Here is a 2,116-nt window from a genome sequence, read left to right on the forward strand (position 1 = left end):
GCGCCCCGGCGCCAATGACGGCGCGCCGGGTGGGCCCACCCTGACCGGTCTCCGTGCCGCGAGGGCGGCCGGGATGCAGGCGACCGACGCGCCGGGGCCCCAGCCCTCCGCTCCCACCGACGAGGAGGCCTGACATGCCGCTCGCGCCGTACCTCAGCCGATACTGGGACGCCCCGGAGAGCTGGACACTCGAGACCTACCTGGCCAACGACGGTTACGTGGGCCTGCGACAGGCCCTGGCCACCGGCCCGGACGAGGTGATCTCCACCGTCCTCGACGCGGGTCTGCGAGGCCGGGGCGGGGCTGGCTTCCCCACCGGCCGCAAGTGGGGCTTCATCCCGCAGGCCCCCGGCCCCGACGCGCCCGAGGATCCCGAGGCCAGCGACCCCGCCGCCAAGCCCCACTACCTGGTGATCAACGCCGACGAGTCCGAGCCCGGCACCTGCAAGGACATGCCCCTCATGCTGGCCACGCCCCACGTGCTGATCGAGGGCATGGTGATCGCGGCGTACGCCATCCGCGCCTCCCACGCGTTCATCTACCTGCGCGGCGAGGTGGTACCGGTGCTGAGGCGACTGCAGACCGCGGTCGCCGAGGCGTACGAGGCCGGGTTCCTGGGGCGCGACATCCTGGGCAGCGGGTTCGACCTGGACATCGTGGTCCACGCGGGCGCCGGCGCCTACATCTGTGGTGAGGAGACCGCGCTCCTCGATTCCCTCGAGGGCCGTCGAGGGCAGCCCCGGCTCCGTCCCCCGTTCCCGGCCGTCGCCGGCCTCTACGCCTGTCCCACCGTGGTCAACAACGTCGAGTCCATCGCGAGCGTCCCGTCGATCCTCCAGCACGGGCCCGAGTGGTTCCGCTCGATGGGATCGGAGAAGTCCCCCGGCTTCACGCTGTACTCGCTGTCCGGCCACGTCGCCCGGCCCGGCCAGTACGAGGCGCCCCTCGGCATCACCCTGCGTGAACTGCTGGATCACGCCGGCGGCATCCGGGAGGGGCACACCCTCAAGTTCTGGACCCCCGGCGGTTCCTCCACCCCGATCCTCACCGACGCCCAGCTGGACATGCCCCTGGACTACGAGGGATGCGCGGCCGAGGGCTCCATGCTCGGCACCAAGGCGCTGCAGATCTTCGACGACACGACCTGCGTGGTGCGGGCCGTGTTGCGCTGGTCGGAGTTCTACGCCCACGAGTCCTGCGGCAAGTGCACACCCTGCCGCGAGGGCACGTTCTGGCTGGTGCAGATCATGCGCAGGCTCGAGGACGGCACCGCCACGGAGAGCGATCTGGACCGGCTGCTCGACATCTCGGACAACATCGTCGGCAAGTCGTTCTGCGCACTCGGCGACGCCGCCGGCGCTCCCATCATGTCGTCCATCGCGCTCTTCCGGGACGAGTACCTGGCCCACATCCCCGACGGCTGTCCCTTCGACCACAGCCGCTCGACCGTCTTCGCCCGGACCGAGGAGGTGGCCCGATGACCACCGGCGACCCCGCACCCGACCGCGCCAGCGCCCCCTCGGACAGCGCCACCGGTGACCCGGTGCCCAACAAGCTCACCCCGCGCGCCGACGACACCGTGGCCGATCTGACGCCCGACGGGGACGAGGATCTGGTCACCCTCACCGTGGACGGTCGCCGGGTCTCCGTGCCCGCAGGCACGCTGGTGATCCGCGCCGCCGAACGCCTCGGGGTGCAGATCCCGCGGTTCTGTGACCATCCGCTGCTCGAGCCGGCCGGCGCGTGCCGCCAGTGCATCGTCGAGGTCGAGGGCGCCCCCAAACCCGTGACCTCCTGCACCACCCCGGTCACCGAGGACATGGTGGTGCGCACCCAGTTCACCTCCGAGATCGCGGACAAGGCCCAGCGCGGGGTCATGGAGCTCCTGCTGATCAACCACCCGCTGGACTGCCCAGTCTGCGACAAGGGCGGCGAGTGTCCACTCCAGAACCAGGCACTCTCCAGCAACCACGGCCACTCCCGGTTCACCGAGGTCAAGCGCACGTTCCCCAAGCCCATCGCGATCTCGTCGCAGGTCCTGCTCGACCGCGAGCGGTGCGTGATGTGCGCGCGGTGCACCCGGTTCTCGGACCAGATCGCGGGCGACCCGTTCATC

General features: G+C 71.0%; 2 protein-coding genes. Both read left to right on the forward strand.

Translation table 11 applies throughout. The annotated features are described in order from the left end of the window. The first annotated feature begins 134 nt into the window (after positions 1 to 134). The gene (nuoF, locus tag G6028_RS03180; protein WP_182658024.1) at positions 135 to 1,481 is read left to right on the forward strand and encodes an NADH-quinone oxidoreductase subunit NuoF; all 1,347 of its coding nucleotides are present in this window, start codon (positions 135 to 137) and stop codon (positions 1,479 to 1,481) included. Beyond that, positions 1,478 to 2,116: 2Fe-2S iron-sulfur cluster-binding protein (locus G6028_RS03185; protein ID WP_241730503.1), on the forward strand; the 639-nt coding region annotated here is incomplete at its 3' end. The genes nuoF and G6028_RS03185, both read left to right, overlap by 4 nt.

Source organism: Dietzia cercidiphylli (assembly GCF_014145145.1).
Lineage (GTDB): Bacteria > Actinomycetota > Actinomycetes > Mycobacteriales > Mycobacteriaceae > Dietzia > Dietzia natronolimnaea.

What these genes read in the sequence shown, in the direction of transcription:
- nuoF (WP_182658024.1), top strand. Translation starts at nt 135, where the DNA reads ATGCCGCTCGCGCCGTACCTCAGCCGATACTGGGACGCCCCGGAGAGC.